Raw genomic sequence first — 25,487 nt, 5'->3', positions numbered from 1 at the left:
GTCTGGATTGCTCGCCAGCCCGTAGATATGCGGTGTGGGGTGGATAAGTTAACCCAATATGTTGCCGAACATCTCGGTCAGACCTGGCAAAGTGAAGCCGCGTTTATTTTCTGTAATAAAGCACGCACTCGCATCAAGTTGTTGCGCTGGGATAAGCACGGGGTCTGGTTGGCGGTACGTCGATTACATCGCGGTCATTTTGTCTGGCCTCGAGAAGGTGACACCACCTGGACACTGACCACCGAGCAATTTTCGTGGTTGATAAAAGGCATTGACTGGCAACAGGTCGAAGGCCAAATTTTGACGAAGTGGCAATGAGAATAACCACATAATCGTTTGATTTAAATGATGATGTTTAATCAATGTGGTAATATGATTGCCATGATGACATTGCCGTCCGACCTGACTAATGACCAATTACGCACTCTGGTGATAAAACTCCAGCGTGAGAATACTCGTCTGGCTGAGTTGCTGGCTCAGGCACGTCAAGCCCGGTTTGGACGCAAGGCAGAAAACTTCTCACCCGCTCAGCTCAGCCTGTTGGATGAGGACAGTGAAACTGATATTAGTGCGCTGGAAGCTGAACTGGAAAAAACCTTGCCCGCAGCACCACTGGCTACGGTAAATAAACCCAAGCGTCAGGCATTACCGGCTCACTTGCCTCGTGAAGAAATCAGGCTGGAGCCTGACAGCACAAACTGCCCACAGTGCGGTGACCCACTGCGTTTTCTCCGTGATGAAATCAACGAGATACTGGATTATATTCCGGCACAATTTATTGTCAGAAAAACGGTACGTCCACAATACAGTTGCCCGTGCTGCCAGACGGTACACAGTGCCGAGTTACCGGCGCAGGTGATTGATAAAGGTCAGGCTGCCCCCGGCTTATTGGCGCATATCACCATCAATAAATGTGTTGACCATCTTCCGCTGTATCGGCAAAGCCAAATCTTCGCCCGTGATGGAATAACACTACCGATGAGTACGTTGTCTGACTGGATGGGCAAAGTGGGTGTTGCACTTAACCCCCTGGTCAAACGGTTGCATGCGTTGCTCTGTGAGCAAAAGGTGCTACACGCTGACGAGACGCCACTCACCGTGCTGGCCGGTAAAAAAGTCACCGTCCAGCGTGGTTATCTCTGGGCATACGCTTCACCTGCTGCGGCAGAGCAACGTATGGTGATGTTTGATTGCCAACCCGGACGCAATGGGGGCTATGCACAGACTTTTTTGACCGGTTTTACCGGTACGCTGGTTGTCGATGACTATGCGGGCTATAAAGCGCTCTTTGCTTCTGGTGCAATAAAAGAAGCGGGCTGCCTTGCTCACGTCAGACGCAAGTTCTTTGAGCAATATAAAGTCAATCACCACCCATTAGCCAAACGCGTATTGGACAGTATCCGCGAGTTATACAAGTTAGAACGGCTGATAAAAACGCGAACAACCCAAAATCGGCAACGATGGCGAAACCGTTATGCCAAACCGCATCTGGCTACGCTGCATGCACTGTTATCAGCACAACAACATCAGGTACCGGGTAACTCGGGGATCCACAAAGCTATCCTGCATGCCTTGAAACGCTGGCCGGCCTTGCTTTGTTATCTGGATGATGGCGCGATCCCCATTGACAACAACCATATTGAAAACTGCATCCGTCCTGTGGCATTGGGTAGAAAAAATTGGCTCTTTGCAGGTTCACTGCTGGCCGGGCAGCGCATGGCCGGTATCATGAGTCTGCTACAAACCGCCAAACTCAATGGTATAGAACCCTTTACCTGGTTGAGCTTCGTTCTTACTCATATACCGACGTGGAAAAATAGCCAACTGGACGACCTGCTACCCTTCGCAAAAAACCCCTTTAGCTAAGCAGTGCCAAAAGAATAACCAATCAGGTTACTTACTCAAGGTGAGACCACCGGATGCTTACCGTCAGTACACAAATTTCCCCAGTACGACAGCCCGTAAGCAGGGTCAATAAGAAGACATTAGTAATATTAAGCGGATAACTAGATATTGGAAGCCACTTCAAAAATTGGGCTAATTCGTTATCTGACAGAACACGCTTACCCGGTGTTGGGGTGAGTTTCACCTTAGCTTGGGTCAAACGGATTTTTGCTAGTAATGTCGGGTTAGCAAAATTTTCATCTAATTTACCGAGCCCAAGCGCAAACTCGTAAGCAGCGCAGAGTTCGCGTAGAATAATCCCGGCAAGTACATTAGCATCACGTTGAACAACAGTCATAACCAGACCAAACGCATCCATGCTGGTGACTTTCTCTGCGGGAGACTGACCGATTTTGTCTACAACATCTTTCGTTAATAGCCTCCGGGTTGCGTATTGACTTGGTGACTTTCTGGTTCCACGGATGATTTTGCCATCCTTCCCATGGCGATCTTCAATATGCTGGGTTAAATAGAGTTCAACTAAGTCCTTGACGGTAAAAACCGCTTTCTGTGCTGCCAATTCCATTTGCTGCTTTTGTTGTTTTTCAACTTTCAGTTCACTGGCAGGGCAACGACCTTCATTTTTTACCTGCTTGAGTGTTTGCAGTTGAGCGCGAGCCTGCGCTAAAGAGATGTTGGGGAAGTGGCCGATCTTAACTTGGGTGAGTTTGTGGGAGAGGGGGCTGGTGTACCGGTAGAAGAAAGTTTTAACTCCGGTAGCGCCACAAGTGATCCGTAATGCTCGGTTTTCGCCGGTATCAGTTTTGTCTTTGTCGCCCGGTTTCATGGCTTCAATGCCTTTGGTTGATAGTGGTTTTTAGTGAGACGTTAAAAGATTAAGAGATTCAATAAAAACAAGTAAAATCAGTAAATTAAATGACAATATATTATAATAATCAGATATGGATAGGCACTTATGATTGTTTTATATCAAGATGAACATCTGATCGCCGTTAACAAGCCTAGTGGTTGGCTGGTACATCGTAGCTGGTTAGCTCGTCATGAAACCCAGTTTGTAATGCAGACAGTGCGTGACCAGATAGGCCAGCATGTCTTTCCGGTTCATCGTTTGGATCGTCCCACTTCGGGTGTCTTGTTAATGGCACTCTCCAGTGATGTCGCGCGTTTACTTTCACAACAGTTTGAACAGCATCAAGTGCAAAAAACTTACCATGCAGTGGTGCGGGGTTATGTGTTATCGGGTGGCACCGTTGATTACGCATTGACACAAGAATTGGATAAAGTGGCGGATAAGTATGCGGATCCGAATAAGGAGCCCAAGCCGGCCATCAGCCATTATCAACCGCTGGCGACGGTAGAAATGCCAGTCGCCATTGGCCGTTATGACACTGCGCGTTACAGCTTGGTTGAGCTGAAACCGGAAACTGGGCGTAAGCATCAACTGCGTCGCCATATGGCTCATCTTCGTCACCCGATTATCGGTGATTCGGCTCATGGCGATCTGCGTCAGAACCGGGGTATGGCGCACTATTTCGCTTGTCCTCGTCTCATGTTGCATGCCAGCCATCTACAATTAACCCATCCGGTGAGTGGTGAGTTATTGTCTATTTCTGCACCGTGGGACGATACTTGGCAGGGCGTGATGGCACAATTTGGCTGGCTCGATGTTGTTGCTGACCGTGTCGGGGGCGAGTTCTTATAACCACCTATTTTTTAAGTTAATAAAATCAAAGGAACGCGAATAATGGCTCAAGTCGGTATTTTCATCGGTACGGTTTATGGTAATGCTTTGCTGGTAGCCGAAGAGGCTGAGACAATTCTTCATCAACAGGGCCATGAGGTTAAACTGTTTGAGGAAGGCACCTTGGAAGATTGGCAGTATTATCGCCAGCATTATGCTTTGGTGATTACCTCGACCACTGGGCAAGGGGATTTGCCCGATACTATCGCGCCCTTATTTGATGCTATCCGTGATCAGGTTGGCTATCAGCCAGAGTTACACTACGGTTTGATTGCCTTGGGAGATAGCAGTTACGACAACTTCTGCGGGGGTGGGCACAAATTTGATGCCCTGCTGCAAGAACAAGGTGCTACGCGTGTCGGGGACCTATTGGAAATTGATGCCATGGAACAACCAGAGCCAGAAGTGGTGTCACGCCCATGGGTAACGCAGTGGGGCACTTTGCTGAAATAAAACCCACTCCCCAAGTTCATTCAAGCTGCAGGTGCTGCAATTTGAATGAACCAGAAGATAAACGCTTTCGATATAGGCTGTGCTGTGAATAAGGCTCAGCCTCTATTTTATTTTGCGCGAGTCAACTTTTCCAAGTCTGACTCGATCTCGGCAATTTTGTTAGAGACCACACTTTCCAGATGGTGTAAATCATCCAGAATTTTGCGTTTCAGATCGACTTCAATTTGCTCTCGTTGGCATAACTGGTCCAGTTCGTCGATGATATAGCGCAGGCTGGGGCTGATCTCATTGATCTCTTTGTAGCCTTGGGCAACATTATCGGCTACCACCGTTTTACGTTGGCGAGGGTATTTGAACTTGACGCTTTTGGCAAAAAATTCGCCCTTATCTTTGCGGAAATAAATCTTGAGAATATCGTTATTGGCTTCTTGCCGCAGGCTATAGCGGTCAATATCTTCTGGTTGATTGATTCCTAAGCTTTTCAGGTTGTCATACATAATTGGCCACCTTTTAATGAATAGACCGATTGTTTTAAGTCACAGTATGGTTAGCTGTCACTTACAATCTATAGGGTATCCCAACTGTTATTCAATTGTTAGTTTTGTTGGCTGAAAATTGAAATCCATCAGGGATATTCTACTGCCAAGGATTATGGTGAAAACAGCCGTCCGAGACTGTGACGGCGAGCGTAACGAAAGCAAAAAAAAGCGGGTGATTCACCCGCTATTCATTAATGTTAGTCAATCATTAATGTCAGTCAATGGTGCGCAATAGCTCATTAATCCCGACTTTAGCCCGTGTTTTGGCATCCACTTTCTTGACGATCACTGCGCAGTACAGGCTGTAGCTGCCATCTTTGGAGGGCAAGTTACCGGAAACAACCACCGAACCTGCTGGAACCCGGCCATAATGGATTTCACCGGTTTCTCTATCATAGATACGGGTGCTTTGGCCCAGATAAACCCCCATTGAGATCACCGCACCTTCTTCAACGATCACGCCTTCTACCACTTCTGAACGTGCACCGATAAAGCAGTTGTCTTCGATGATAGTGGGGTTGGCTTGCAGCGGTTCTAACACGCCACCAATGCCCACGCCGCCTGATAGATGCACATTTTTACCGATCTGGGCACAGGAACCGACTGTTGCCCAAGTGTCAACCATCGAACCTTCATCGACATAAGCGCCGATGTTGACGTAAGACGGCATCAGCACCGTATTGCGGGCAATAAATGCACCTTGGCGGACGGTGGCGGGTGGCACCACGCGGAAGCCTTCTTGCTGAAAACGTGCTGCATCGTAGTCAGCGAATTTCATGGGTACTTTGTCGTAATAACGGGTTTCAGCACCATCGATGACTTTGTTGTCGTTGATACGGAAAGAAAGCAGGACGGCTTTTTTCAACCACTGATGTGTCACCCATTGACCGTCGATCTTCTCGGCAACACGCAGGGCACCGCTGTCTAGTAAGGCGAGCACTTGGTTTACCGCTTCACGCGTTACGGTGTCTACGTTCGCCGGAGTGATCTCTGCACGGCGTTCGAAGGCGCTTTCAATAACGTTTTGTAATTGCTGCATGCTGTTTTCTATCCTGATTTTATTAACGAAAGGTTACTTGTATCACATTTTATCGGTTGGATTGAGTGCTTCTGTCAACCGTTGTTCCAACTTTCTGCGTGTTTCTTCGCTTAGGGCACGCCGGTCATTCTCTGCCAGGATAAACAAATCTTCAACACGTTCGCCAATCGTCGAAATGCGCGCGCTGTGTAGCGATAGCGCAAGGTCGGCAAAGACTTCCCCAACCCGTGCCAGTAAGCCGGGTTGGTCAAGGGCGATCAATTCCAGGTAACTGCGACGGTTGGTGTGAGCCGGCAGAAAGTTAACCTCGGTGGGGACGCTAAAGTAGCGCAGCTTGGAGGAACAGCGGCGCACACGGGGTGGTTGGTAATCCTGTTGGGTGATCACTTGCTCCAGAGCATGGCGGATCACGGCATGGCGGTCCGGTGCCACGGGGCTGCCGTCCGGTTCCAGAACAATAAAGGTATCCATCGCCATGCCGTCTCGGTTGGTAAAGATCTGTGCATCATGCACGCTAAGGTTACGCCGATCCAACTCACCGGCGACGGCGGCAAACAAATAAGGGCGATCTTGGCTCCAGATAAAGATCTCGGTACCGCCACGTGTTGCTTGGCTACTGACTAATACCAGCGGCTTGGTGGAATCATGGGGTAGCAGATGGCGAGCGTGCCATGCTAATTGATTCGGTGAATGACGTAAAAAATAATCAGCGCGGCAGCGGCTCCAGATATGTTGCAGTGCCTCTTCATCGATATTGTCCATGCGCAACAGAGCCAGCGCCTGTAAACGATGGTAGCGGATGCGCTCACGCAAGTCCGGGCTGTTTTGCATGCCTCGGCGCAGCTGTTTTTCAGTGGCAAAATAGAGTTCACGCAGCAGGCTCTGTTTCCAACTGTTCCATTGGGTTTCATTGGTGGCGCAAATATCCGCTATGGTCAGGCAAATCAGGTAACGTAAGCGGATTTCACTTTGTACTTCACTGCTAAATTGCTGAATAACAGCAGGGTCTTGAATGTCTCGCCGTTGTGCAGTGACCGACATCAGTAGATGGCGACTGACCAGCCAGGCGACCAACTGAGTTTCACGTGAATTCAAGCCATGTAATTCGGCAAACTCCATTGCGTCTTGAGCACCAAGAATGGAATGGTCACCACCACGCCCTTTGGCAATATCATGAAACAATGCCCCCAGCAGCAGGAGTTCTGGCTGTGGCAGGCGGGGGTAGAGCTCAACACAGAGCGGGTGGTGTGGGCGGTTTTCCTCGTTGGCAAAACTTTCCAGCTTTTGCAACACGCGGATGGTGTGCTCATCAACGGTATAAGCGTGAAACAAATCGAACTGCATCTGGCCGACAATTTTACTCCACTGCGGCATATAGGCCCACAATACACTGTGACGATGCATCGGCAGTAGTGCGCGGGACACCGCGCCAGGATGGCGTAGAATAGCCATAAATAACTTTCTGGCGGCGGGGATATTGCACAAAGGTTGTGCCAGATGGCGGCGTGCATGACGTAATTGACGCACCGTGGTGGAGTAGATGCCGGTGATCTCACGGTTGCAGGCCATCAGGTAAAACATGCGCATGATCGCTTCTGGTTGACGGATAAACAGCTGTTCATCACGCAGGTCAATCAAGGTGCCGCGAAGTTGAAAATCATCATCGAGTGGGTGTGGCTTTTCTGTGGTCTCTAACGCCAGAATAGCTTCATCAAACAGCTGCAATAGCATCTGGTTGAGTTCGCTGACGCGGCGCGTCATCCGATAGAAATCTTTCATCATTCGTTCTATCGGTTCATTACCTGTCCCTGTGTAATTGAGTAACTGGGCGACGCTGAGCTGGCGATCAAAGAGCAGCCGATTATCGTAGCGTGATAGCACCAGATGTAACGCAAAGCGGATACGCCACAAGAAACTTTGACACTCATTTAATTCGTTGCGTTCAGCTTGCGTCAGGAAACCGAATTCCACCATTTCATCCAGAGAGGTTGCACCAAAATGGCGGCGAGCCACCCACAGCAGGGTGTGGATATCGCGCAGGCCCCCAGGGCTGCTTTTGATATCTGGCTCCAGATTATAACTGGTACCGTGATAGCGCTGATGACGTTGCTGCTGTTCGAGAATTTTGGCATCAAAGAATTTTGGTGAAGGCCAGAAACCATCACTAAAAATATGTTTTTGCAGTTGTAAGAACAGTGCAACATCGCCACAGATTAAACGGGATTCAATCAGATTGGTGGCAATGGTCAGGTCCGCCAGCCCTTCTAGCAGGCACTCTTCCAGGGTCCGTACACTGTGACCTACCTCGAGTTTCAAATCCCACAGCAAGGTGATGAATTCACTGACCCCGGCGGCTTGTTTGTCGTCCAGCGGTGTCTGGCTGAGTATCAGTAGGTCAATATCAGACCATGGATGCAGTTCACCCCGGCCATAGCCTCCAACGGCAACCAGCGCGGTTTCGGGGATATCGGCAAATCCGTAGAATATCCACAGCCGGCGCAGGAGCTGATCAATAAATTCACTACGGGCCGTTACCAGGGTTTCAACAGGAGAACCCGCATTGAATGCTGACTTGAGCCAAAGGTGGAATTGCTCAAGGTGTTGTTTAAGCGTGATGCAGTTAATATCTTCATCGCCGTAGGTGTTAGGGTATTCCGGTGACGGCGGCGTGTTGGCTGTCTCTGGTTCACAATTATTTTCAGACATGATTCACAGCCCCTAAAAAGCCGGGTATAAACCGGCGTTAGATCACTGATCAAGCCGGTTATTAGAGAAATCTGCAACGGGTTCTATGCTGATTGCCTACTCTGGGTGCGTAATAATGCGCGGGATGGTGTCATCCTTACGTAGTGTCATTATTTCACAGCCATTCTCAGTAACCACAATAGTATGCTCGTACTGAGCCGACAAGCTGCGGTCCTTGGTTTTTACTGTCCAACCGTCTTTCATGGTGCGAATCCGGTAATCACCCGCATTGACCATCGGCTCGATAGTGAAGGCCATACCTACCTGTAATACCACGCCACCATCATCAGCATCATAATGCAGTACCTGGGGTTCCTCATGGAAATTTTCGCCAATGCCATGGCCACAATATTCACGCACGACAGAGAATTTCTCAGCTTCAACGAATTGTTGAATCGCCTTGCCCAGAGTGCGCAGGCGGATGCCGGGTTTAACCATCTTAAGCGCCAAATACAGGCTCTCTTGAGTAATACGGCATAGGCGATCACCCAGAATGGTGGATTTGCCGACGGTAAACATTTTCGAGGTATCACCGTGGAAACCGTCTTTGATGACCGTGACATCAATATTGACGATATCACCATCTTTCAACACTTTTTCATCACTGGGAATGCCGTGACAGACAACTTCATTCGCCGAAATACAAACAGATTTCGGATAGCCATGATAGCCAAGGGGAGCGGGGATGGCCTGTTGTTGATGAGTGATGTACTCGTGACAGATTTTGTCCAGCTCACCAGTGGTGATGCCGGGTTTGACATAGGGTTCGATCATTTCCAGCACTTCTGCGGCCAGACGGCCTGCAACGCGCATTTTTTGTATGTCATCAGGTGTTTTGATTGAAATTGCCATGAATTAGTCCGCAGGTGTCGCCATTAATTGATAATAGGAATGAAAGGCTTTGACTTATGGTATCAGCCCTGTAGGTGGCTGCCAAATTTGATTTCCGATATGCAACAAAAGTTGGTGTCGCGGGCCGGTTTATGGTATAAAGCGCGCCGACAGATCCGCAGTTTGTACTAGTTGCTGACTAAGGGTCTAGTCATAGTATCTAACTGATAGTATTTAACTGCACTCATATTGTGTAAATAACACACACGTATCGGCACATCCGCCGGGGTGCCTTGAGATGGCTTAGGCCATTGTCGGGGTCGGCGTTATGGGATACGTGGAGGCATAACCCCAATCATTCTATAGAGGTTTAATCATGGCAACTGTTTCCATGCGCGACATGCTTCAGGCTGGTGTTCACTTTGGTCACCAAACCCGTTACTGGAACCCGAAAATGAAGCCTTTCATTTTTGGTGCACGTAACAAGGTTCACATCATCAACCTGGAAAAAACGGTACCAATGGCCAATGCTGCACTGGCTGAACTGACAAAAATTGCTTCCCGTAAAGGTAAGATCCTGTTCGTTGGTACCAAACGCGCAGCAAGCGAAGCGGTAAAAGAATATGCTAACAACTGCGATCAGTTCTTCGTGAACCATCGTTGGTTGGGTGGCATGCTGACTAACTGGAAAACAGTTCGTCAGTCAATCAAACGTTTGAAAGATCTGGAAATCCAGTCTCAAGATGGCACCTTTGACAAGCTGACCAAGAAAGAAGCGCTGATGCGTACTCGTGAATTGGACAAGCTGGAAAACTCACTGGGTGGTATCAAGGACATGGGTGGTCTGCCAGACGCTCTGTTTGTTATCGATGCCGATCACGAACATATTGCAATCAAAGAAGCCAACAACTTGGGTATCCCGGTATTCTCCATCGTTGATACCAACTCTGATCCAGATGGCGTTGACTTCATCATCCCTGGTAACGACGATGCCATCCGTGCAATCAAATTGTACTTGGGTGCTGTTGCTACTGCCGTCCGTGAAGGTCGTTCTCAAGATCTGGCCGTTCAGGCGGAAGAAAGCTTCGTAGAAGCTGAATAATAAGGTCAAGCCCTTATTAACCAGGTATTGAATATGTTGGTTAGGGGGCCTATAAAGGCCCCTTTTACTTATCTGAATGAGAACTATCTCCGTGAGAGATAACCGAGGAAAAAGAAATGGCTGATATTACCGCTGCCCTGGTAAAAGAACTGCGTGAGCGTACCAGCGCAGGCATGATGGATTGTAAAAAAGCGCTGATCGAAGCTGCTGGCGACATTGAGTTGGCAATCGAAAACATGCGTAAATCTGGTGCGATCAAAGCCGCTAAGAAAGCAGGCAATGTGGCTGCTGATGGCGTGATCAAGACCAAGATTGACGGTCATTACGGTGTGATTCTGGAAGTTAACTGCCAGACTGACTTCGTAGCTAAAGATGCTGGCTTCCAGGCATTTGCCAACAAAGTGTTGGATGCGGCTGTGGCAGGTAAAATCACAGATATTGATGTGCTGAAAGCTCAGTTCGAAGAAGAGCGTATTGCACTGGTGGCTAAAATCGGTGAGAACATCAATATTCGCCGCGTTGCTTCCCTGGAAGGCGATGTACTGGGTAGCTATCTGCACGGTGCACGTATTGGGGTTCTGGTTGCTGCGAAAGGTGCTGATGAAGAGTTGGTTAAACAACTTGCTATGCATGTTGCGGCGAGCAAGCCTGAATTCGTGAATCCTGAAGATGTGTCAGCTGAAGTGGTAGAAAAAGAGTACCAGGTTCAGTTGGACATCGCCATGCAGTCCGGCAAGCCAAAAGAAATCGCCGAGAAAATGGTTGAAGGCCGCATGAAGAAATTTACCGGCGAAGTTTCTCTGACCGGTCAGCCTTTTGTTATTGATCCAAACAAGAGTGTGGGTCAGTTGCTGAAGGAACATAACGCCGAAGTTGTTAATTTCATCCGCTTTGAAGTGGGTGAAGGTATCGAGAAGGTTGAAACCGACTTTGCTGCAGAAGTTGCAGCGATGAGTAAGCAATCTTAATACCTGTTAGTTAAGGAGCCGCCGTCAGGCGGTTCCTTTTATGCCCCAGTCAAGCAGTAGATAAGACGCTTTTGTATAGCTCGCTAAATCGAGTGGAATCGCTAGTGTCGTCATAAGAATCTACCGCTTGAATGATGGGGTATATACTCAGTAAAGGCGCGACATATCAGCCCAAACCTCCAATACAATTACTGCTTCTTAGGACAGAACACCATGGCAACCAATGCAAAACCCGTTTATCAGCGTATCCTACTCAAACTGAGTGGTGAAGCTCTGCAAGGTGCAGAAGGCTTTGGGATTGACGCTAGCGTTTTGGATCGCATGGCTCAGGAAATAAAAGAACTGGTCGAGCTGGGGATTCAGGTTGGTGTAGTGATTGGTGGTGGCAACCTTTTCCGTGGTGCTGGCTTGGCACAAGCGGGCATGAACCGCGTAGTGGGTGACCATATGGGGATGCTGGCTACCGTGATGAACGGGTTGGCTATGCGTGATGCCTTGCACCGTGCCTATGTGAACGCTCGCCTGATGTCGGCCATTCCGTTGAACGGCGTGTGTGACAATTACAGCTGGGCAGAGGCGATCAGCTTGCTGCGCAACAACCGTGTGGTTATTTTCTCCGCAGGGACAGGTAACCCGTTTTTTACCACCGATTCCGCTGCCTGCCTGCGTGGCATTGAAATTGAAGCCGATGTAGTATTGAAGGCGACTAAAGTAGATGGTGTATACTCTGCTGACCCGGTGAAACACCCGGATGCAACACTGTTCGAACAGTTGACTTATCAGGACGTGTTGGAGCGTGAGTTGAAAGTGATGGATCTGGCGGCATTCACGCTGGCTCGTGATCATGGTTTGCCAATTCGTGTATTTAACATGAATAAGCCTGGAGCGCTGCGTCGGGTGGTCATGGGTGAAAGCGAAGGCACGTTGATCAGCAAATAACCGCTGTTCTACCAAATTTAGCGGGAGTGTGTGTATCTGGCCTCATGGTAACGTTGCCGATAGCAGGCAACTGAATAGGCTGATAGGCTTGAGCAAGCCGATGATTCAGGTGATTGAGCGCCATCAACACTTCTGTAGCTTGAAAGATCACGGGTAGATAACCCCAGGTGCTCTCTACCCATTAGAGTAAAATTCACGGGCTATACGTATTTGAGCTATGGCCTGCCAAGTAACCAGCTTTCAAGGGTTCGCAACGTGATAAATGAAATCAGAAAAGATGCCGATTCGCGCATGGGAAAATGCGTAGAATCATTCAAAAACCACATCAGCAAGATCCGTACCGGCCGTGCTTCACCCAGTATTCTGGATGGCATCATGGTGGAATATTATGGCTCTTCAACACCATTGCGCCAACTGGCTAACATAACGGTTGAAGATTCCCGTACTTTGGCGATCAATCTGTTTGATCGTTCTTTGGGGTCAGCAGTAGAAAAGGCCATTATGGCTTCTGATCTGGGGCTGAACCCTAACTCTGCAGGCGCTGTGATCCGTGTTCCACTGCCACCGTTGACGGAAGAGCGTCGTAAGGATCTGATTAAGGTGGTCCGCGGTGAAGCAGAACAAGGGCGTGTTGCCGTGCGTAATGTGCGTCGTGATGCTAACGATAAAGTCAAAGTGCTGTTGAAAGATAAAGAAATCAGTGAAGATGAAGATCGTCGTTCACAAGATGATATTCAGAAAATGACTGATGCCTATATCAAGTTACTTGATGCTGCGTTGGCTGACAAAGAAAAAGAGCTGATGGATTTTTAATCATCATCATGCAGGGATAAGCGTCGCCTGAGCGGCGCTTTATTTTTTGTGGTATCTCATCCATGATAATTTGAGTTGCAAGGTTGCGGTTTGCGCATCGTGGTCTGCAATTTGAATGGTGATGGGTATAGCGTCCGTCTTATCATTTTTAGAGGTCACAGATAATCGCGGCTACAGCTTTTATGCTCGATTATCTTGGATTTCATCGCACAGTGATTCAGAGCCTACTTATGAAGCAACTGACTATTTTAGGTTCCACCGGTTCTGTGGGTACCAGTACACTGGCGGTGGTCAGGGAGAATCCTGATCTTTTCGCGATTAAAGCACTGGTGGCTGGCCGTAATGTGGCGGTCATGGCGCAGCAGTGTATTGAGTTTCGTCCAGACTATGCGGCTATGGCGGATGAAAAAGCCGCGAATGAGCTGCGACTCCTGTTGGCCGAAAATGGGGTGAAAACCGAAGTATTGGCGGGCGAGCAGGCAGCGTGCGAACTGGCGGCATTAAGTGATGTCGACCAAGTTACTGCGGCGATTGTCGGTGCTGCAGGCTTACTACCGACACTGGCGGCCATTCGTGCGAGTAAACAGGTATTACTGGCGAATAAAGAGTCGTTGGTGACATGTGGTCGTCTGTTTATGGAGGCGGTCCAAAAGAGCCAGGCGCAATTACTGCCACTGGATAGTGAACACAATGCTATCTTTCAGAGCCTGCCAGAAACCATTCAGCGCCAGTTAGGGTATGGTTCTTTGGCGGAACAGGGGGTTTCACGTATCGTGCTTACCGGCTCCGGTGGTCCGTTCCGGTCTACACCATTGACGCAATTTGCCAGTATGACGCCTGATCAAGCCTGTGCTCACCCTAACTGGTCAATGGGGCGCAAAATCTCAGTGGATTCTGCCACCATGATGAATAAAGGTCTGGAGTATATTGAGGCGCGCTGGCTATTCAATGCTTCAGCTGAGCAAATGGAAGTTATTTTACATCCACAATCGGTGATTCACTCCATGGTGCGTTATGCTGATGGCAGTGTATTGGCTCAACTGGGCACACCGGATATGCGTACCCCTATCGCCCATGCTATGGCCTATCCACAGCGGGTTAATTCAGGCGTGGCTGCACTCGATTTCTGCCGTATTGGCGCGTTAACCTTCTCTGAGCCTGAACCTGAACGTTACCCTTGCCTTTATCTGGCGATTAAAGCTTTTGATGCCGGCCAAGCGGCTACCACAGCACTGAATGCAGCGAATGAAATTGCTGTAGCGGCATTCTTGCAGGAACAGATTCGTTTTACTGATATTTCAACGGTCAATCATAGCGTTGTTGAATGTTTAGCCCTGAAGGAACCCACTTCAATTGAGATGGTTTTAGACATAGACCGTCAGGCTCGTGAAATGGCCCGTGGTATGGTTCGTACACTCTGTATTTAGTGGTTACAGTCAGCAGCAACGGGTGAGTGGCCAGAGGATTGGAGGTAAGGCATCTTAATAAGTTTTAGTTCAATCGGTTACTAGCAGTCCGCAACTGACCTAAACTTGGGTATAATAGATCGTCTGATTTTGACAGGAATGCGTGTTTGCCATGCTGTGGCTGTTTGTTCAGGCTGTTATGAGGTGTTATAGTCTTTAGGATAATTATTGCGTTATCAGCCATAATTTAAGTTGCTGGTGTGTCGGCTGTGTTACTCGACTCATTTACGGATAGGCCGAGTAACACAGTCAACATCTTGTAGATTGCACTGTAGCGAGTCAGGTAATGGATAGAGAATATTCGTCAATCCTTGCCGGGCAGCGTCAGGGTACAAGGTGGGCAGACTGAAAAGCTGTGTCAGGCACACGGCTTTTTTTGCGTATAAAGCCCAATGTTTCGGCATGGCTATGGTGTTTCTATTGAGGAAATAAGTACGAGTTATGTCGTCAGCAAATCAACAAGAAGCTAGTCAGGTAGTTCAAATGCCACGCCATGTTGCGATTATCATGGATGGCAATGGGCGCTGGGCCAAGCGTCAAGGTAAATTACGCATATCTGGGCATAAAGCTGGGGTGAAATCGGTGCGCCGTGCGGTCAGCTTTGCTGCCAGTAACCATCTGGATGCTCTCACACTTTATGCTTTCAGCAGCGAAAACTGGAACCGTCCTGCGCAGGAAGTAGTGGCTTTGATGGAGCTTTTTGTTCGTGCGCTAGATAGTGAAGTAAAAAGTCTACACAAACATAATGTGAGATTACGGGTGATCGGTGATATCACACGTTTCAGCACACGTCTCCAAGAGCGAATCCGTCGCTCGGAGCAACTGACAGAGAATAACAGCGGCCTGACGCTGAATGTCGCAGCCAATTATGGTGGTCGGTGGGATATTATTCAGGGAGTGAAAGCGTTGGCTGAAAAGGTGCAGCAGGGGAGTTTGCACCCAGAGCAGATCAGTGAAGAGTTGCTCAATGAGTCTGTTTGCATGAGCGATCTCGCGCCAGTAGATTTAGTGATCCGCACCGGGGGCGAACATCGCATAAGTAACTTCTTGTTGTGGCAAATTGCCTATGCTGAGCTTTACTTCACTGATGTACTCTGGCCAGATTTTGATGAACTTGTCTTTGAAGGTGCGCTAAATGCATTTGCACAACGGGAGCGTCGCTTCGGAGGTACAACACCTATTGACGCCAATGCGTCCTAGGGGGAACTTTTGCTGAAGTCTCGCCTTATAACGGCTCTGATTTTAATTCCGATTGTTATCGCTGCGCTGTTTTTTCTCGCGCCGTTAGCCTTTGGCCTGGTGACACTGGCTGTTTGCATGTTGGCAGCTTGGGAGTGGGGGCAATTGGCGGGGTTTACTTCCCGCGCCCAGCGTATTTTATTGGCCGTATTGTGTGGCTTGCTACTGGCATTGATGATGTTCAGTGTGCAGGTTTACCCACAATCGGGTCACCCATGGTTGTCGGAAGGCCCATTGTGGCTGGCGTTGGCATGGTGGTTGATGGCCCTGGCGCTGGTGCTGTTCTACCCGAGTTCCGCAGCATTATGGCGTAACTCACGGTTATTACGCCTGGTTTTTGGCCTCTTCACCATTGTCCCGTTCTTCTGGGGGATGCTGGCATTGCGCCAGTATGGTTATGAGGAGAATCCTTTTACCGGATCTTGGCGTCTGCTCTACATCATGCTGCTGGTTTGGGGGGCGGACTCTGGCGCCTATATGTTTGGCAAGTTGTTTGGCAAACATAAATTGGCACCGAAAGTTTCCCCAGGGAAAACCTGGGAAGGGTTGATTGGTGGCCTGGTGACCTCTGCAGTGCTTTCCTGGCTATTTGGCCTTTATGCCCCTTTATCTGTGGCACCGATAACACTGTTAGTCTGTTCTGTTATTGCTGCACTGGCTTCGGTATTGGGCGATCTGACGGAAAGTATGTTTAAACGCGAAGCGGGTATCAAAGATAGTGGTCATCTGATTCCAGGGCATGGTGGTATACTGGATCGCATTGATAGTTTGACTGCAGCTGTGCCGGTATTTGCTTGTTTAATGCTGTTAGTGTTTTAATCTGTTATCGGCGGGAGACTTAAAAGGTTATATGTTAAGCGTGCTCTGGAATCTGGTGGCGTTTATTATTGCGCTAGGGATATTAATCACTGTGCATGAGTTTGGGCACTTTTGGGTGGCTCGTCGCTGCGGTGTGCGCGTTGAGCGCTTTTCCATTGGTTTTGGCCGTGCACTGTGGAGCCGCACTGACCGTCAGGGTACAGAAATTGTCATCGCCATGATCCCGCTTGGCGGTTATGTAAAAATGCTGGATGAGCGTGCTGAACCCGTTGCGCCAGAGTTACGGCACCAGGCTTTCAATAATAAACCCATCTGGCAGCGCGCGGCGATAATCAGTGCTGGCCCGATTGCTAATTTTCTTTTTGCTATTTTTGCTTATTGGATAGTATTTATTATCGGTGTGCCAAGCTTTCGTCCAGTCATTGGGGAAATAGCACCACAATCTATTGCGGCGAACGCTGAAATTTCTCCTGGTATGGAACTTAAATCAGTCGATGGTATCGAAACGCCTGATTGGGAATCTGTTCGTCTCGCTCTGGTGACTAAAATAGGGGATGCCCAAACTGAGGTAGGAGTAGCACCGTTTGGTTCTTCACAAGCGGTGATAAAAACCTTGGATTTACGTCATTGGAGTTTTGAACCTGACAAAGAGGACCCTGTACGTTCTTTGGGCATGATCCCTCGAGGTCCACAGATAGAGTCTGTTTTAGCACAAGTACAAGTAGGCTCAGCAGCGCAAAAGGCGGGTTTACAAGTAGGGGACAGGATCGTTAAAGTCGATGGTCAGCCACTAGATCGTTGGGAAACATTGGTTAAACAGATTCTCAATAGTCCAGGCAAACCGTTGGTTTTAGAGATAGAAAGAAGCGGTAACCCCTTGTCTTTAACGCTAATACCAGATACAAAATCAGTTGGTAAAGATAAGTCAGTAGGTTTTGCAGGTATTTTCCCGAAAGTGTTACCACTGCCGGATGAGTACAAAACGATTCGTCAGTATGGACCGTTCTCGGCGCTGTATCAGGCTGGGGACAAAACCTGGCAACTGATGCACCTTACGGTCAGCATGTTGGGTAAATTAATAACTGGTGATGTGAAACTGAACAACCTGAGTGGTCCTATTTCTATCGCTCAGGGGGCAGGGGCATCAGCGGGAGTGGGGTTTGTGTATTACATGATGTTTCTGGCGTTGATTAGCGTCAACCTTGGGATCATCAACCTATTCCCACTACCTGTATTAGATGGTGGGCATCTTCTCTTCCTGGCGATAGAAAAGCTGAAGGGGGGGCCAGTTTCCGAGCGAGTACAGGACTACAGTTACCGCATTGGTTCGATCTTGTTGGTGCTGCTAATGGGTCTTGCACTTTTCAATGATTTTTCTCGTCTTTAGGGGCGGGGACAGGTTAGGAAGAACGCATAACAACGATGGCGATGAAAAAGTTGCTCATAGCGTCGCTGCTGTTTGGCAGCGCCACCGTATACGGTGCCGACGGGTTCGTAGTGAAGGATATTCATTTCGAAGGCCTGCAACGAGTCGCCGTCGGTGCGGCGTTACTCAATATGCCGGTTCGTGTAGGTGATACCGTCTCTGATGAAGATATCAGTAATACCATTCGTGCCTTGTTTGCTACTGGCAATTTCGAGGATGTCCGCGTACTGCGGGATGGTGATACGCTGATAGTTCAGGTCAAAGAACGCCCCACCATTGCCAGCATCACTTTCTCCGGTAATAAATCGGTAAAAGATGACATGCTTAAGCAGAACCTGGAAGCCTCTGGCGTTCGGGTCGGTGAGGCACTTGACCGTACCACCTTATCCAGCATGGAAAAAGGGTTAGAAGACTTTTACTACAGCGTAGGTAAATACAGTGCCTCGGTGAAAGCCGTGGTCACGCCTTTGCCACGTAACCGTGTTGACCTGAAATTGGTGTTCGCGGAAGGGGTCTCAGCCAAAATCCAACAAATCAATATTGTTGGTAACCATGCGTTCACCACTGATGAGCTGTTAGCTCATTTCCAACTGCGTGATGAGGTACCTTGGTGGAATTTGGTGGCTGATCAGAAATACCAGAAGCAAAAACTGGCGGGTGATCTTGAAACCCTGCGCAGCTTTTATCTGGATCGTGGTTATGCCCGTTTCAATATTGATTCCACGCAGGTCAGCCTGACGCCAGATAAGAAAGGTATCTACGTCACTATCAACATTACCGAAGGTGAACAGTTCAAGCTTTCTGGTGTCGTGGTAACAGGTGATCTGGCAGGGCACTCGGCAGAAGTGGCTCAACTGACCAAAGTCGAACCAGGGCAACTGTTTAGTGGCACTAAATTGACCAAGATGGAAGATAGCATCAAAAAGATGTTTGCCCGTTATGGTTATGCTTATCCTCGCGTACAGACTCAACCTGAAATCAACGATGCAGATAGAACGGTGAAGTTGCACATTAACATTGATGCGGGTAACCGTTTCTATGTTAAGCGCATCCGGTTTGAAGGTAATGACGTTAGTAAAGATTCTGTATTGCGTCGCGAAATGCGCCAGATGGAAGGTGCCTGGTTAGGTAATGAACAGGTTGAGCAGGGTAAAGATCGTCTGAACCGTTTAGGTTTCTTCGAAACGGTGGATGTAGAAACTCAACGTGTACCAGGTACAACTGATCAGGTTGATATCGTTTACAAAGTGAAAGAGCGCAACACCGGTACGCTAAACTTTGGTGTCGGTTACGGTACTGAAAGTGGAGTCAGCTTCCAAGCAGGTGTGCAGCAGGATAACTGGCTGGGTACCGGCTATTCGGTGGGGATTAACGGTACCAAGAATACTTATCAGACTTATACCGAGCTGTCGCTGACCAACCCATACTTCACCGTTGATGGTGTGAGCTTGGGCGGGCGTATCTTCTACAATGACTTTAAAGCGAGCAACGCTGATCTGTCTGCGTATACCAACAGCAGTTATGGTATCGATGGTACGCTAGGGTTCCCGATCAACGAATATAACTCTCTGCGTACTAGCTTGGGTTATGTGCACAACTCCTTGTCGGATATGAAACCGCAGGTGGCCATGTGGCGTTACCTGAATTCGGTAGGTGAGAATCCAAATTACGACAATACGGCCAGTTATATTGCGAATGATTTCACCCTGAGCTTGGGGTGGACGTATAATAATCTCAACCGTGGCTTCTTCCCGACACAAGGTAACCGGACCTCCTTTACCACCAAGGTTGCCGTGCCTGGTTCGGACAACTCGTACTACAAGATGACCTTGGACAGTACGCAGTATGTGCCAATCAATGAAGATAAGACCTGGGTGGTGTTAGGTCGTGGGCGTGTAGGTTACGCAGATGGCTTTGGCGGTAAAGAGATGCCATTCTACGAGAACTTCTATGCCGGTGGTTCAAGTACGGTGCGTGGCTTCCAGTCCAATACCATTGGTCCAAAAGCGGTTTACTATAATTCAAATTCGTTTAGCTGCCCGACTATGTCGAATGGCCAAGCTCAGGTGCTCTGTAATTCCGGCGATGCGGTCGGTGGTAATGCTACCGCCGTAGCCAGTTTGGAGCTGATTACACCAACGCCGTTCCTCAGTGAGAAATACGCGAACTCAGTGCGTACTTCGTTTTTCATTGATGCGGGTACGGTATGGGATACCAAGTGGGAAAATACGGCTAAGACAGAAAATGGTACCCTTGATACCAATATGTTCGGCGTACCTGACTACAGTAAAGTGAGTAATATTCGCATGTCGGCTGGTGTTGCTGTGCAATGGATGTCGCCACTGGGGCCATTGGTGTTCTCGTATGCTGATCCGTTCAAGACCTATGAAGGTGATCGGTCAGAACAGTTCCAGTTTAACATTGGTAAAACCTGGTAATCGGTTTGCTGGTGTGTAGGGCAGTTAAAAACAGAATCACAAATGCCAGGTTTAGCTCATGTCATAGGGAGTGGATTTCCATTGTGGCCTGTGACAAGTCTGGCAAATTGTGTATTTCAATAGTGTCAAATGACACAAACGAGTGATGGTAAGGAGTTTATAGTGAAAAAGTGGTTATGTGCCGCAGGCCTCGGTTTAGCAATGGCTGCTTCAGCGGGCGTTCAAGCAGCAGATAAAATCGCTGTCGTTAACGTTTCCAACATTTTCCAGCAAATGCCTGCCCGTGAAGCCGTGGCTAAGCAGTTGGAAAGTGAATTCAAAAACCGTGCAACTGAACTCCAGAACATGGAACGTGATCTGCAGACTAAAATGCAGAAGTTGCAACGTGACGCTTCTACCATGAAGGCTGCTGACCGCAGCAAAATGGAGAAAGAAGTCATGGCGCAGCGTGATCAGTTCTCTCAGAAAGCGCAAGCTTTCGAACAGGACAATCGTCGCCGTCAGATGGAAGAGCGTAACAAACTCCTGACCCGTATTCAGGATGCGGTGAAAGCTGTTGCCACCAAACAAGGTTATGACGTTGTGATCGACACTAACGCAATTGCTTATGCGGGTGCTTCACAAGATATTACCGCTGAAGTACAAAAACAGGTTAAATAATAACATGTTTTCAATTCGACTGGCTGATTTAGCGCAGCAGTTGAATGCACAAATGCACGGTGATGGCGATCTCGTCATCACCGGCATTGCTTCTATGCATTCTGCACAGGCTGGGCAAATCACGTTTTTGTCAAACAGCCGTTATCAACAGCAATTGGCCGCATGTCAGGCGAGTGCCGTTGTTTTGACCGCTGCAGATTTACCACATTGTCGCAGTGCGGCGCTAGTGGTTAAAAATCCTTATTTGACTTATGCCCATTTGGCACAACTGATGGATACCACACCTACACCGGCAACCGATATTGCGCCGAGTGCAGTGATCTCGCCTGAAGCGCAGCTTGGCTTGAATGTATCCGTTGGTGCTAACGCCGTTATCGAATCTGGTGTCGTACTCGGTGATAACGTGGTGATTGGTGCGGGTTGTTTTATTGGTAAATATACTCGTATTGGTGCTGGTACGCGTCTATGGGCGAATGTAACGATTTACCATGAGATTGAAATTGGTCAGCATTGCCTGATTCAATCAGGAACAGTGATTGGTGCTGATGGTTTCGGCTATGCCAATGAGCGAGGCAATTGGATCAAGATCCCTCAGTTGGGGAGAGTGATTATTGGTGACCGCGTTGAAATTGGTGCCTGTACCACTATTGATCGTGGTGCGCTGGATGATACTCTGATTGGCAATGGTGTTATCATTGATAACCAGTGCCAGATTGCGCATAACGTGGTAATTGGTGAGAACACTGCCATTGCAGGTGGTGTTACTATGGCGGGTAGTCTGAAAATTGGCCGCAATTGCCAAATTGGTGGTGCCAGTGTGATTAATGGTCACATGGAGATTGCTGACCAGGTTGTTGTCACCGGAATGGGAATGGTTATGAGACCAATCACTGAACCTGGGGTATACTCCTCGGGTATTCCGCTACAGCCTAACAAAGTTTGGCGTAAAACAGCTGCGTTAGTGATGAATATCGACGATATTAGCAAGCGTTTAAAAGCTATTGAACGAAAAGTCGGGAAAGATTAATCACTGTTACCCACTGAGATACTGGGTATAAAATAAACGCATTGGCTTTAACGCCAACAGTGCAAAGTGATGTTAATTTGCGGCCTGCCGGATGCCCTTCTTTTGGCATAAAGCAGGCCGTGTTGTTGATACTTTAAGTTTTTAAAGACAGGAAGAGTATTTTGACTACAGACACTCATACTCTAGATATAGCAGAAATTTTGGAACTTCTTCCTCATCGTTATCCGTTTTTGCTGGTTGATCGTGTACTAGAGTTCGAAGAACATAAATATCTGCGGGCAGTGAAGAACGTATCGGTCAATGAGCCGTTTTTCCAGGGCCATTTCCCAGGTAAACCGATTTTCCCGGGTGTGTTGATTTTAGAAGCAATGGCACAGGCTACCGGTATTCTGGCATTTAAGAGTGTAGGCAAACTGGAACCGGGTGAATTGTACTATTTTGCCGGGATTGACGAAGCGCGTTTCAAACGCCCAGTGGTGCCTGGTGACCAGATGATTATGGAAGTCACTTTCGAAAAAACTCGTCGCGGTCTGACGCGCTTTAAAGGCGTGGCAACCGTTGATGGAAAAATTGTCTGCGAAGCAACCATGATGTGTGCCCGCAGCCGGGAGGCATAATCTGTGATTGATAAAACCGCCTTTATCCATCCTGCAGCAATTGTTGAAAAGGGAGCCATCATCGGTGCGGGGGCGCATATTGGCCCTTTCTGTTACGTTGGTCCTCAGGTGGAAATCGGCGCAGGTACCCTCCTGAAATCCCATGTGGTGGTGAACGGTATTACCAAAATTGGTCGCGATAACCAGATTTATCAGTTCGCTTCCATTGGTGAAGTGAACCAGGATCTAAAATATGCCGGTGAGCCGACACGTGTTGAGGTCGGTGACCGTAACCGTATCCGTGAAAGTGTCACCATCCACCGCGGTACGGTGCAGGCGTCGGGCCTGACCAAGGTGGGAAACGATAATCTGCTGATGGTGAATGTCCATATTGCCCATGATTGCGTGGTGGGTAACTCCTGCATATTGGCAAATAATGCGACGCTGGCCGGCCATGTGGAAATAGACGACTACGCCATCATTGGTGGCATGAGTGCAGTCCATCAGTTCTGTGTTATTGGTGCTCATGTGATGGTGGGGGGGTGCTCCGGTGTGGCGCAAGATGTGCCGCCTTTCGTTATTGCGCAAGGTAACCATGCAACGCCGTTTGGTGTGAATACCGTTGGCCTGAAACGTCGCGGCTTTGATAAGGATCAAGTGCAGGCGATCCGTAATGCCTACAAAATCCTCTATCGTAGCGAGAAAACGTTGGATGAAGCCAAAGCAGAGATTGACGAATTGACGAAAGAGCAACCGGTGGTGCAGTCGTTCCTCGATTTCTTCGCCCGCTCAACCCGCGGGATTATTCGCTGAGCTATGCAAAATCGTCCACTGACTATTGGATTGGTCGCCGGAGAAACCTCCGGTGATATCTTGGGGGCTGGTTTAATCCATGCATTGAAGGCTCATCATCCTGAAGCCCGTTTTGTTGGTGTTGCAGGGCCATTGATGCAGGCGGCAGGGTGTGAAGCCTGGTATGAAATGGAAGAGCTGGCGGTTATGGGGGTGGTAGAAGTCCTTGGGCGTTTGCCTCGTTTACTGAAGATTCGCCAGGATTTGACTCGTCGGTTTAGTGAGTTGCAGCCCGATGTGTTTGTAGGTATTGATGCGCCGGATTTCAATATTACTCTGGAAGGGCGCCTGAAAAAACAGGGCATCCGTACTATTCACTATGTCAGCCCATCAGTCTGGGCCTGGCGACAAAAACGCATTTTCAAAATTGCTAAAGCAACCAATTTGGTGCTGGCATTTCTTCCTTTTGAAAAAGCGTTTTACGACCGTTTCAACGTCCCTTGTCGTTTTATCGGCCATACCATGGCTGATGCCATGCCGCTGCAGCCAGATAAGCAAGCTGCACGTTTAGCGTTGGGTATCGCCCCCAATGCTCGCTGTTTGGCTCTGCTGCCTGGCAGTCGTGGTGCTGAAGTGGAAATGTTGAGTGGCGACTTTATCAAGACTGCACAGTTGCTACGCCACCATTATCCGGAGCTGGTGGTGATTGTGCCGCTAGTTAATGCTAAACGGCGTCAACAGTTCGAAGCTATCAAGGCTCAGATAGCACCGGAGCTCAATATTCGCCTGCTGGATGGCAAAGGGCGTGAGGCCATGGTTGCCAGTGATGCGGCGTTGTTGGCTTCAGGTACTGCGGCTTTGGAATGCATGCTGGCGAAATGCCCTATGGTGGTGGGTTATCGGATGAAGCCTTCTACCTTTTGGTTAGCCCAGCGTCTGGTGAAAACGCCCTATGTTTCGTTGCCAAACTTGTTGGCTGGACGTGAAATCGTCACCGAACTGTTACAGCACGATTGTGTGCCGGATAAGCTGGCAAGGGCACTGCTGCCCTTGTTGGAAGAGAGTTCGCAAACCGAGCAGTTGAAGCAGACATTTTTGGCTCTTCATCAGAGTATTCGCTGTGGCGCTGACGAACAGGCTGCCCAGGCCGTGTTGGAGTTGGCAACATCATGCTAGAACCCTTTGTTTATCCTGCAGCCCGGCTGTTTGCCGGGGTAGATGAAGTTGGACGGGGGCCTCTGGTGGGGGCGGTAGTGACTGCCGCAGTGATTCTTGATCCGGCCAAACCGATTGTCGGCCTGGCGGATTCAAAAAAACTCAGTGAAAAGCGCCGTCTGGCATTGTATGACGAAATCATGGACAAAGCGTATTCCTGGAGTTTGGGGCGTGCTGAAGCCAGTGAAATCGATCAACTGAATATCCTGCATGCCACTATGTTGGCGATGCAGCGTGCAGTGGCCGGCTTGCATATTGAACCTGATATGGTGTTGATTGACGGAAACCGTTGCCCCACATTACCGATGCGTTCATTGGCGGTGGTGAAAGGGGACAGTCGAGTCGCGGAAATCAGTGCAGCATCAATCCTGGCAAAGGTGACGCGTGATCGAGAAATGGCCGAGCTCGACTTGGCTTTTCCGGAATATGGCTTTGCCCAACATAAAGGCTACCCGACGGCGTACCATCTGGAGAAGCTGGCGACATTCGGGGCTACAGAACACCATCGCCGCAGTTTTGCACCAGTCAGAAGAGTACTGGGGCAGTAATTTATCTATCCCCAAGTCCAATCAAGTTGCAGGTAGGCGGCAACTGAACGAATCCCGATGAGCTTACTAGAGTAAGTGATTCGGGTGAGCGAAGGCGGCCAACACCGCTGCAGTTTGATTGGCGACGGGTATATTGGCCTCATTAGGCTGAACAATCTGAGTTAACCTGGGTTCAGTTTGCTGAAC

General features: G+C 48.8%; 23 protein-coding genes and 1 pseudogene. 19 read left to right on the top strand and 5 right to left on the bottom strand.

Annotated elements, in window-relative coordinates; genetic code table 11:
* The first annotated feature begins 6 nt into the window (after positions 1 to 6).
* Both tnpB and IO95_RS04575 read left to right on the top strand, forming a co-directional pair.
* On the top strand, positions 7 to 318 hold the full coding sequence (gene tnpB / locus IO95_RS04580) for an IS66 family insertion sequence element accessory protein TnpB (protein WP_037384073.1): 312 nt from the start codon (positions 7 to 9) through the stop codon (positions 316 to 318).
* 54 nt (positions 319 to 372) lie between these two features.
* Complete coding sequence (locus tag IO95_RS04575; protein WP_152554898.1) at positions 373 to 1,866, top strand: IS66 family transposase; 1,494 nt, start codon at positions 373 to 375, stop codon at positions 1,864 to 1,866.
* Positions 1,867 to 1,897: 31 nt separating this feature from the next.
* Here the strand turns inward: IO95_RS04575 and IO95_RS04570 are convergent.
* Positions 1,898 to 2,743: pseudogene (locus IO95_RS04570) on the bottom strand (tyrosine-type recombinase/integrase); the annotation flags it as partial.
* 117 nt (positions 2,744 to 2,860) lie between these two features.
* Between IO95_RS04570 and truC the strand changes: the two are divergent.
* Both truC and IO95_RS04560 read left to right on the top strand, forming a co-directional pair.
* A complete protein-coding gene (gene truC, locus IO95_RS04565) occupies positions 2,861 to 3,607 on the top strand; it encodes a tRNA pseudouridine(65) synthase TruC (RefSeq protein ID WP_023490008.1) in 747 nt (248 codons plus the stop codon).
* Between the two features lie 42 nt (positions 3,608 to 3,649).
* Positions 3,650 to 4,099, top strand: coding sequence for a flavodoxin (locus tag IO95_RS04560; RefSeq protein ID WP_023490009.1), 450 nt, complete (start codon positions 3,650 to 3,652; stop codon positions 4,097 to 4,099).
* A gap of 107 nt (positions 4,100 to 4,206) precedes the next feature.
* On the opposite strand, the gene IO95_RS04555 is transcribed toward IO95_RS04560, so the two are convergent.
* The 4 genes from IO95_RS04555 to map all read right to left on the bottom strand — a co-directional run bounded on the left by IO95_RS04555 (position 4,207) and on the right by map (position 9,274).
* Positions 4,207 to 4,596, bottom strand: a complete 390-nt coding sequence (locus tag IO95_RS04555; protein ID WP_023490010.1) for a DUF3461 family protein — start codon at positions 4,594 to 4,596, stop codon at positions 4,207 to 4,209.
* A gap of 256 nt (positions 4,597 to 4,852) precedes the next feature.
* Positions 4,853 to 5,677, bottom strand: a complete 825-nt coding sequence (gene dapD / locus IO95_RS04550; RefSeq protein WP_023490011.1) for a 2,3,4,5-tetrahydropyridine-2,6-dicarboxylate N-succinyltransferase — start codon at positions 5,675 to 5,677, stop codon at positions 4,853 to 4,855.
* A gap of 42 nt (positions 5,678 to 5,719) precedes the next feature.
* Positions 5,720 to 8,383, bottom strand: a complete 2,664-nt coding sequence (glnD, locus tag IO95_RS04545) for a bifunctional uridylyltransferase/uridylyl-removing protein GlnD (RefSeq protein ID WP_023490012.1) — start codon at positions 8,381 to 8,383, stop codon at positions 5,720 to 5,722.
* Positions 8,384 to 8,479: 96 nt separating this feature from the next.
* Entirely contained in the window at positions 8,480 to 9,274 is a 795-nt protein-coding gene (gene map / locus IO95_RS04540; RefSeq protein ID WP_023490013.1) for a type I methionyl aminopeptidase, read from the bottom strand.
* A gap of 355 nt (positions 9,275 to 9,629) precedes the next feature.
* Between map and rpsB the strand changes: the two genes are divergently transcribed.
* The 15 genes from rpsB to rnhB all read left to right on the top strand — a co-directional run bounded on the left by rpsB (position 9,630) and on the right by rnhB (position 25,301).
* Positions 9,630 to 10,355 carry a 30S ribosomal protein S2 gene (gene rpsB, locus IO95_RS04535; protein ID WP_023490014.1) on the top strand — a complete coding sequence of 242 codons (726 nt, stop codon included), beginning with the start codon at positions 9,630 to 9,632 and terminating at the stop codon, positions 10,353 to 10,355.
* Between the two features lie 116 nt (positions 10,356 to 10,471).
* Complete coding sequence (tsf, locus tag IO95_RS04530; protein WP_023490015.1) at positions 10,472 to 11,323, top strand: translation elongation factor Ts; 852 nt, start codon at positions 10,472 to 10,474, stop codon at positions 11,321 to 11,323.
* A gap of 213 nt (positions 11,324 to 11,536) precedes the next feature.
* Entirely contained in the window at positions 11,537 to 12,262 is a 726-nt protein-coding gene (pyrH, locus tag IO95_RS04525; RefSeq protein ID WP_023490016.1) for a UMP kinase, read from the top strand.
* A gap of 255 nt (positions 12,263 to 12,517) precedes the next feature.
* Positions 12,518 to 13,075, top strand: a complete 558-nt coding sequence (gene frr / locus IO95_RS04520; RefSeq protein WP_023490017.1) for a ribosome recycling factor — start codon at positions 12,518 to 12,520, stop codon at positions 13,073 to 13,075.
* A 230-nt stretch (positions 13,076 to 13,305) separates the two neighbouring features.
* Positions 13,306 to 14,502, top strand: a complete 1,197-nt coding sequence (gene ispC / locus IO95_RS04515) for a 1-deoxy-D-xylulose-5-phosphate reductoisomerase (RefSeq protein WP_023490018.1) — start codon at positions 13,306 to 13,308, stop codon at positions 14,500 to 14,502.
* A gap of 480 nt (positions 14,503 to 14,982) precedes the next feature.
* On the top strand, positions 14,983 to 15,741 hold the full coding sequence (ispU, locus tag IO95_RS04510; RefSeq protein ID WP_037384069.1) for a (2E,6E)-farnesyl-diphosphate-specific ditrans,polycis-undecaprenyl-diphosphate synthase: 759 nt from the start codon (positions 14,983 to 14,985) through the stop codon (positions 15,739 to 15,741).
* Positions 15,742 to 15,750: 9 nt separating this feature from the next.
* A complete protein-coding gene (gene cdsA / locus IO95_RS04505; protein ID WP_023490020.1) occupies positions 15,751 to 16,599 on the top strand; it encodes a phosphatidate cytidylyltransferase in 849 nt (282 codons plus the stop codon).
* A 31-nt stretch (positions 16,600 to 16,630) separates the two neighbouring features.
* Complete coding sequence (gene rseP / locus IO95_RS04500; RefSeq protein ID WP_023490021.1) at positions 16,631 to 17,986, top strand: sigma E protease regulator RseP; 1,356 nt, start codon at positions 16,631 to 16,633, stop codon at positions 17,984 to 17,986.
* 35 nt (positions 17,987 to 18,021) lie between these two features.
* Complete coding sequence (gene bamA / locus IO95_RS04495) at positions 18,022 to 20,463, top strand: outer membrane protein assembly factor BamA (RefSeq protein WP_023490022.1); 2,442 nt, start codon at positions 18,022 to 18,024, stop codon at positions 20,461 to 20,463.
* Between the two features lie 162 nt (positions 20,464 to 20,625).
* Complete coding sequence (gene skp, locus IO95_RS04490) at positions 20,626 to 21,123, top strand: molecular chaperone Skp (protein WP_023490023.1); 498 nt, start codon at positions 20,626 to 20,628, stop codon at positions 21,121 to 21,123.
* A gap of 4 nt (positions 21,124 to 21,127) precedes the next feature.
* Positions 21,128 to 22,150 (top strand): UDP-3-O-(3-hydroxymyristoyl)glucosamine N-acyltransferase, encoded by a 1,023-nt coding sequence (gene lpxD / locus IO95_RS04485; protein WP_037384066.1) that lies wholly within the window; start codon positions 21,128 to 21,130, stop codon positions 22,148 to 22,150.
* Positions 22,151 to 22,311: 161 nt separating this feature from the next.
* Positions 22,312 to 22,767, top strand: coding sequence for a 3-hydroxyacyl-ACP dehydratase FabZ (gene fabZ, locus IO95_RS04480; RefSeq protein ID WP_015673553.1), 456 nt, complete (start codon positions 22,312 to 22,314; stop codon positions 22,765 to 22,767).
* A gap of 3 nt (positions 22,768 to 22,770) precedes the next feature.
* Positions 22,771 to 23,559, top strand: coding sequence for an acyl-ACP--UDP-N-acetylglucosamine O-acyltransferase (gene lpxA / locus IO95_RS04475; RefSeq protein WP_023489815.1), 789 nt, complete (start codon positions 22,771 to 22,773; stop codon positions 23,557 to 23,559).
* Between the two features lie 3 nt (positions 23,560 to 23,562).
* Positions 23,563 to 24,714 (top strand): lipid-A-disaccharide synthase, encoded by a 1,152-nt coding sequence (gene lpxB / locus IO95_RS04470; protein WP_023489816.1) that lies wholly within the window; start codon positions 23,563 to 23,565, stop codon positions 24,712 to 24,714.
* Positions 24,708 to 25,301 (top strand): ribonuclease HII, encoded by a 594-nt coding sequence (rnhB, locus tag IO95_RS04465; protein WP_023489817.1) that lies wholly within the window; start codon positions 24,708 to 24,710, stop codon positions 25,299 to 25,301. The genes lpxB and rnhB overlap by 7 nt, the downstream gene beginning before the upstream one ends.
* Positions 25,302 to 25,487 lie beyond the last annotated feature (186 nt).

Source organism: Serratia sp. DD3, assembly GCF_000496755.2.
The sequence above is the reverse complement of the archived record's forward strand: the minus strand, read 5'-3'. Positions and strand labels throughout refer to the sequence as shown.

Excerpts from the sequence above, each read along its gene's own strand:
- bamA (WP_023490022.1), top strand. The coding sequence starts at position 18,022 with ATGGCGATGAAAAAGTTGCTCATAGCGTCGCTGCTGTTTGGCAGCGCC.
- IO95_RS04555 (WP_023490010.1), bottom strand. The coding sequence starts at position 4,596 with ATGTATGACAACCTGAAAAGCTTAGGAATCAATCAACCAGAAGATATT.
- glnD (WP_023490012.1), bottom strand. The coding sequence starts at position 8,383 with ATGTCTGAAAATAATTGTGAACCAGAGACAGCCAACACGCCGCCGTCA.
- map (WP_023490013.1), bottom strand. The coding sequence starts at position 9,274 with ATGGCAATTTCAATCAAAACACCTGATGACATACAAAAAATGCGCGTT.
- rseP (WP_023490021.1), top strand. The coding sequence starts at position 16,631 with ATGTTAAGCGTGCTCTGGAATCTGGTGGCGTTTATTATTGCGCTAGGG.
- ispU (WP_037384069.1), top strand. The coding sequence starts at position 14,983 with ATGTCGTCAGCAAATCAACAAGAAGCTAGTCAGGTAGTTCAAATGCCA.
- tsf (WP_023490015.1), top strand. The coding sequence starts at position 10,472 with ATGGCTGATATTACCGCTGCCCTGGTAAAAGAACTGCGTGAGCGTACC.
- truC (WP_023490008.1), top strand. The coding sequence starts at position 2,861 with ATGATTGTTTTATATCAAGATGAACATCTGATCGCCGTTAACAAGCCT.
- IO95_RS04575 (WP_152554898.1), top strand. The coding sequence starts at position 373 with ATGATTGCCATGATGACATTGCCGTCCGACCTGACTAATGACCAATTA.
- pyrH (WP_023490016.1), top strand. The coding sequence starts at position 11,537 with ATGGCAACCAATGCAAAACCCGTTTATCAGCGTATCCTACTCAAACTG.
- lpxD (WP_037384066.1), top strand. The coding sequence starts at position 21,128 with ATGTTTTCAATTCGACTGGCTGATTTAGCGCAGCAGTTGAATGCACAA.
- rnhB (WP_023489817.1), top strand. The coding sequence starts at position 24,708 with ATGCTAGAACCCTTTGTTTATCCTGCAGCCCGGCTGTTTGCCGGGGTA.
- rpsB (WP_023490014.1), top strand. The coding sequence starts at position 9,630 with ATGGCAACTGTTTCCATGCGCGACATGCTTCAGGCTGGTGTTCACTTT.
- IO95_RS04560 (WP_023490009.1), top strand. The coding sequence starts at position 3,650 with ATGGCTCAAGTCGGTATTTTCATCGGTACGGTTTATGGTAATGCTTTG.
- dapD (WP_023490011.1), bottom strand. The coding sequence starts at position 5,677 with ATGCAGCAATTACAAAACGTTATTGAAAGCGCCTTCGAACGCCGTGCA.
- ispC (WP_023490018.1), top strand. The coding sequence starts at position 13,306 with ATGAAGCAACTGACTATTTTAGGTTCCACCGGTTCTGTGGGTACCAGT.
- lpxB (WP_023489816.1), top strand. The coding sequence starts at position 23,563 with ATGCAAAATCGTCCACTGACTATTGGATTGGTCGCCGGAGAAACCTCC.